The 5,178-nt window shown below is 49.5% G+C and carries 5 protein-coding genes, 4 tRNA genes and 1 rRNA gene; 2 read left to right on the plus strand and 8 right to left on the minus strand.

The window, feature by feature from the left end; genetic code table 11:
• The 5 genes from BN2591_RS00020 to BN2591_RS00040 form a co-directional block, all read right to left on the minus strand.
• Positions 1-214, minus strand: a 214-nt coding sequence (locus BN2591_RS00020; protein ID WP_227256966.1) for a GTP-binding protein, incomplete at its 3' end; no start/stop codon positions are given.
• A gap of 113 nt (positions 215-327) precedes the next feature.
• A tRNA-Thr gene (locus tag BN2591_RS00025) sits at positions 328-403 on the minus strand.
• Positions 404-409: 6 nt separating this feature from the next.
• Positions 410-484, minus strand: a tRNA-Gly gene (locus BN2591_RS00030).
• Between the two features lie 111 nt (positions 485-595).
• Positions 596-680: transfer RNA gene (locus BN2591_RS00035), tRNA-Tyr, on the minus strand.
• Positions 681-688: 8 nt separating this feature from the next.
• A tRNA-Thr gene (locus tag BN2591_RS00040) sits at positions 689-764 on the minus strand.
• 335 nt (positions 765-1,099) lie between these two features.
• Between BN2591_RS00040 and BN2591_RS00050 the strand changes: the two genes are divergently transcribed.
• Positions 1,100-1,648 (plus strand): GNAT family N-acetyltransferase, encoded by a 549-nt coding sequence (locus tag BN2591_RS00050; RefSeq protein ID WP_086868026.1) that lies wholly within the window; start codon positions 1,100-1,102, stop codon positions 1,646-1,648.
• Positions 1,649-1,851: 203 nt separating this feature from the next.
• On the plus strand, positions 1,852-2,802 hold the full coding sequence (coaA, locus tag BN2591_RS00055; RefSeq protein WP_017460033.1) for a type I pantothenate kinase: 951 nt from the start codon (positions 1,852-1,854) through the stop codon (positions 2,800-2,802).
• Between the two features lie 31 nt (positions 2,803-2,833).
• Here the strand turns inward: coaA and birA are convergent, their stop codons facing one another.
• The 3 genes from birA to rrf form a co-directional block, all read right to left on the minus strand.
• Positions 2,834-3,796, minus strand: a complete 963-nt coding sequence (gene birA, locus BN2591_RS00060) for a bifunctional biotin--[acetyl-CoA-carboxylase] ligase/biotin operon repressor BirA (protein ID WP_086868029.1) — start codon at positions 3,794-3,796, stop codon at positions 2,834-2,836.
• On the minus strand, positions 3,793-4,821 hold the full coding sequence (gene murB, locus BN2591_RS00065; RefSeq protein ID WP_086868031.1) for a UDP-N-acetylmuramate dehydrogenase: 1,029 nt from the start codon (positions 4,819-4,821) through the stop codon (positions 3,793-3,795). The genes birA and murB overlap by 4 nt, the downstream gene beginning before the upstream one ends.
• A gap of 124 nt (positions 4,822-4,945) precedes the next feature.
• Positions 4,946-5,061, minus strand: a 5S ribosomal RNA gene (gene rrf, locus BN2591_RS00070).
• Positions 5,062-5,178 lie beyond the last annotated feature (117 nt).

Below are 5,178 nucleotides of genomic sequence, written 5' to 3' on the forward strand. Positions count from 1 at the left end.
TGTCATATTCAACGTGAGATGTGTTGATGGTGATACCACGAGCTTTTTCTTCCGGCGCGTTATCGATCTGGTCGAATGCGCGAGCAGAACCACCGTAGGTTTTTGCCAGAACGGTAGTGATTGCAGCAGTCAGCGTTGTTTTACCATGGTCAACGTGGCCGATAGTACCGACGTTAACGTGCGGTTTTGTACGTTCAAACTTTTCTTTAGACATCGATTGTCCCTCTAAGACACGGATAAATCGGTGATATCACCACATCAACCAGGCAACATGCCCGACTCGTTGAATGCTAATAACAGAAGAGAAACCAGGGAGGAGAAGTGAAGTGGTGCTGATACCCAGAGTCGAACTGGGGACCTCACCCTTACCAAGGGTGCGCTCTACCAACTGAGCCATATCAGCACGTCTTGGAGCGGGCAGCGGGAATCGAACCCGCATCATCAGCTTGGAAGGCTGAGGTAATAGCCATTATACGATGCCCGCATCCTGAAACTCGGCTACCCAGTACTTTCTGTATATCGGGAGAAGACGCTCTCCCAAAGAGCTGATTCACTACTGACACCAACTCAGGTTACGTTTTAGCGTAACCGAAAATGGTGGTGGGGGAAGGATTCGAACCTTCGAAGTCTGTGACGGCAGATTTACAGTCTGCTCCCTTTGGCCGCTCGGGAACCCCACCGGACTTGATGGTGCCGACTACCGGAATCGAACTGGTGACCTACTGATTACAAGTCAGTTGCTCTACCTACTGAGCTAAGTCGGCATCAAGTAGCGCGCATTCTAGGGAGACAGAGGGATTGATGCAACTAAAAAATTGCACAAAACGTTCTATCGCTCACATTTTGCGCGACAAGCCGAAGAAATGCTGTAATTTCATGCAACACCGTGGAAAAAACCACCATTTCTCTTGATTCATTCCTATCTATTCTCTCTACATCCACCCTCTGCTCAATACCTGTGTTGTCCCTTGCCAGTGCAATTGCATTAACGTGGTGCAAATCCATAACCGCTTACCGCCGATTCCTCAGTGCTAACGCGGGATTGTGAAATGGATCACTAATTGCATCTCCGCTATTACACCCCAGCGGAGGCGTAATCATGAAGATTGTCTTGTTAAATGCAGCCACCTTGCCGGTCTATTGCCCGGAGCTTGCTCAATTGCTACTGGATGCATTGCACAGCGGCGCATCCGTGGGGTATCAACGTTCAATGAGCCAACAGGAAGCTGAAAGCAGTTTTTATCGCTTACGCAGTGAACTGGAAAAAGGCGAGCGACTCATCTGGATCGCGCGGGATGAACAGGGCGTTTCGGGCAGCGTCAGTCTGCAACTCAACATGCAACCTGAAGCCCTTAACCGGGGAACTATCAAACTTCTGCTGGTACATCGCCGCGCCCGACGCACAGGTGTTGGCAAGAAGCTCATAGCTGAGCTCGAGAAAGCAGCGTGTGCACGTCAGAGAGGTTTGCTATCACTTGAAGTGCTGGCAGGTTCTGCCGGAGAAGCGTTCTATCGCTCGCAAGGATATCGTTGTCTCGGTGAAGTGCCAGATTTTCTCTGCTCTGCGGACGGCTATTACCACCCGGCCGCCATATATTTTAAACGCTTATTTGCTGTAAATCAGATGGTTCGTTCTATTGCCAGCTAAAGTGAAGTGCGTGATGCTTTCTACGGAAAGCATCACCTCGACGCGATTTTTCATATTATTCCCTGTCATCTGGTGTTAACCTCCTGCCCATTGATCCCACTTATTTCAATAACGTCGTGCCATAGCATTATCTTTAGAGTCTCTCTCTTACTGCGAGCAGGAAGCCAACGCAGTGAGTGATAATGGCAGGCTAATAAAAGCTTATGAGTAAAAAAGAGCAAACGTTAATGACGCCTTACTTACAGTTTAATCGCAGCCAGTGGGCTGCGCTTCGCGATTCTGTCCCTATGACCTTAACTGAAGGCGAGATCGCGAGATTAAAAGGCATTAATGAAGACCTTTCTTTGGAAGAAGTTGCGGAAATATATCTTCCACTTTCCCGTTTACTCAATTTCTACATCAGTTCGAACTTACGCCGTCAGGCCGTTCTTGAACAATTTCTCGGCACTAACGGGCAGCGTATTCCTTATATCATCAGCATTGCCGGTAGCGTTGCTGTGGGCAAAAGCACCACCGCTCGCGTCTTGCAGGCACTGCTGAGCCGCTGGCCAGAGCATCGCCGCGTAGAACTCATCACGACCGATGGCTTTTTGCACCCAAACCAGGTGCTGAAGGATCGCGGTTTAATGAAGAAAAAAGGGTTTCCGCAATCGTATGATATGCACCGCCTTGTGCAGTTTGTTTCAGATATTAAATCGGGCGTGACTAATATCACCGCGCCGGTTTATTCGCATCTTATTTATGATGTGATCCCTGATGGGGATAAAACGATCTCGCAACCGGATATTTTAATTCTCGAAGGGTTAAATGTTTTACAAAGTGGGATGGATTACCCACACGATCCACATCATGTATTTGTTTCCGACTTTGTTGATTTCTCGATTTATGTCGATGCACCAGAAGATCTTTTGCAAACCTGGTATATCAACCGTTTCCTGAAGTTCCGCGAAGGGGCATTTACCAATCCTGATTCTTATTTCCACAACTACGCCAAATTGTCGGAAGCCGAAGCGATTGAGATTGCTATGTCATTGTGGAAAGAAATTAACGGGTTAAATCTTAAAGAAAACATCCTGCCAACCCGTGAGCGCGCAAGCCTGATTATGACAAAAAGCGCCAACCATGCTGTGGAACAAGTTCGACTACGGAAATAAATAAAAAGGGAGCATTCATGCTCCCTTTTTATTATTCCGCGCTGCGAAGCGATATTTCTCCACCCACCCAGGGTTTAATAACGCCGTCTTGCTCAAGTAACAAAGCTCCCTGTGAATCAATCCCGCGGGAAATGCCAAAGATCTCTTTTTCACCAATAATCAACTTAACCGGGCGATTAATGAAATTATCCAGCGCTTCCCAGCGAGAGAGGAAAGGCGTTAGTCCCTCCTGCTCAAAGCGTTGCAAGGCGGTGCGAAGTTCAATGATCAAACGTGAAGCCAGTTGGTTGCGATCAATACGCACGCCAGCTTCCTGCAGATTAATCCAGCTCTGACTAATATCTTCTGCCTGTGTTTTACGCATCACAAGATTGACGCCAGCACCAATAACAATTTGTGCTGCATCGCCGGTTTTTCCCGTTAATTCGACGAGGATCCCTGCAAGTTTACGATCTTGTAGATAGAGATCATTTGGCCATTTGACCCGTACCTGCTCAGCGCCTAAATCGCGCAACACCTCGGCCATAACGATACCAATGACCAGGCTCAGACCAATAGCCGCTGCCGGCCCCTGCTCAAGCCGCCAGTACATGGAAATATAGAGGTTGGCGCCAAACGGAGATACCCATTTGCGCCCGCGCCGCCCACGACCAGCCTGCTGATATTCGGCAACACAGGCGTCACCGGAGCGCAAATCACTTAAGCGATCCAACAGATACTGGTTGGTTGAATCGATCACTGGAAGTACAGCAACAGAACCCTGCACGACCTGGCTACTGATAAAGGCTTCATCCAGTAGCTGAATGGGTTCTGGCAAGCTGTAGCCTTTTCCCGGCACGGTGAAGACATCTACGCCCCAGTCACGCAGCGTCTGGATATGTTTGTTGATGGCTGCGCGGCTCATGCCCAAACGCTCACCAAGCTGTTCGCCAGAATGGAACTCGCCGTCCGCCAGAATCGAAATCAGCGTTAATGGAACGGTATTGTCTTTCACGCAATAGCCTCCACCGCATTCACCTCGCCAGAACATCCTATAAAGCGCACTTCCGGTTCCAGCCAGATATCAAATTTATCGCCTACGCTCTGCCGGACAAAATGTGCGAGACGCACTACATCCTCGCTCGTTGCGTGGCCGGTGTTAATCAGTACTAAAGCTTGTAAGTGATGGACAGCAGCCCCCCCTAATGAGGTTCCTTTCAACTGGCATTGATCGATCAACCAGCCTGCTGCCAGCTTCACTGAACCATCTTCCTGTGGGTAATGCGGAGCATGAGGGAAACTTGCGAGCAGGGTGCGGGCTTGCTCAGCCGTGATCACCGGGTTTTTGAAGAAACTACCTGCGTTTCCGTTCACTTTAGGATCCGGCAACTTGCTGGTACGCATCTGGCAAACGGAATCGAAAACTTGTTGAGGCGTTACAGTTGCGGGATCCAGACGGGTTAAATCGCCGTAGGTCAACACCGGTTGCCAGGATTTTGCCAACCGCAATCCAACAGCAGTAATGGCATAACGATCCTGATACTCATGTTTAAAGATGCTATCACGGTAGCCAAAACGGCAGGCGTCTGCAGATAAACGCTGCGGCTTGCCGCTACTGAGCTCCATACAATCTACATAGCTGCAGACACGCTGTAACTCAACGCCGTAGGCACCAATGTTTTGGATAGGAGAGGAACCCACACAGCCTGGAATTAACGCCAGATTTTCCAGTCCCGGCATGCCTTTCTCGAGTGTCAATCGCACAAGGTTATGCCAGTTCTCTCCCGCACCGACATGCAAAAGCCATGCGTCCGCTTCTTCGTGAACGTCAATGCCTTTAATACGATTGATAATGACTGTTCCGGCAAAATCTTCCAGAAACAATACGTTGCTTCCTTCGCCAAGGATCAATACAGGCTGCTGGCTTTGTACTGCAGCCTGCCACGCATTGAGCAGTTGCTGCGTATTTTCGACACAAACAATGTGGTGAGCCTGGCGATCAATACCAAAGGTATTCCAGGGCTTAAGGGAGAGATTCATTAGCGCTATCCTGATGCAAAAACACGGCTAGTTTACCGCATCCGCAGGGTGAGTGCTTGTGCTGTTTCGCTGCATAAAAACGCAAAAAGGCCATCCGTCAGGATGGCCTCTTCACTTAATTGATGCCTGGCAGTTCCCTACTCTCGCATGGGGAGACCCCACACTACCATCGGCGCTACGGCGTTTCACTTCTGAGTTCGGCATGGGGTCAGGTGGGACCACCGCGCTGTTGCCGCCAGGCAAATTCTGTCTGTCAGAACGTTCTCACGCCCTGACCTAATCTGTATCACGCTGAAAATCTTTTCTGTCTCTCACGCCAAAACACCTTCGGCGTTGTAAGGTTAAGCCTCACGGTTC

The sequence above is a fragment of the Kosakonia pseudosacchari genome, assembly GCF_900184035.1.
Taxonomy (GTDB): domain Bacteria; phylum Pseudomonadota; class Gammaproteobacteria; order Enterobacterales; family Enterobacteriaceae; genus Kosakonia; species Kosakonia pseudosacchari.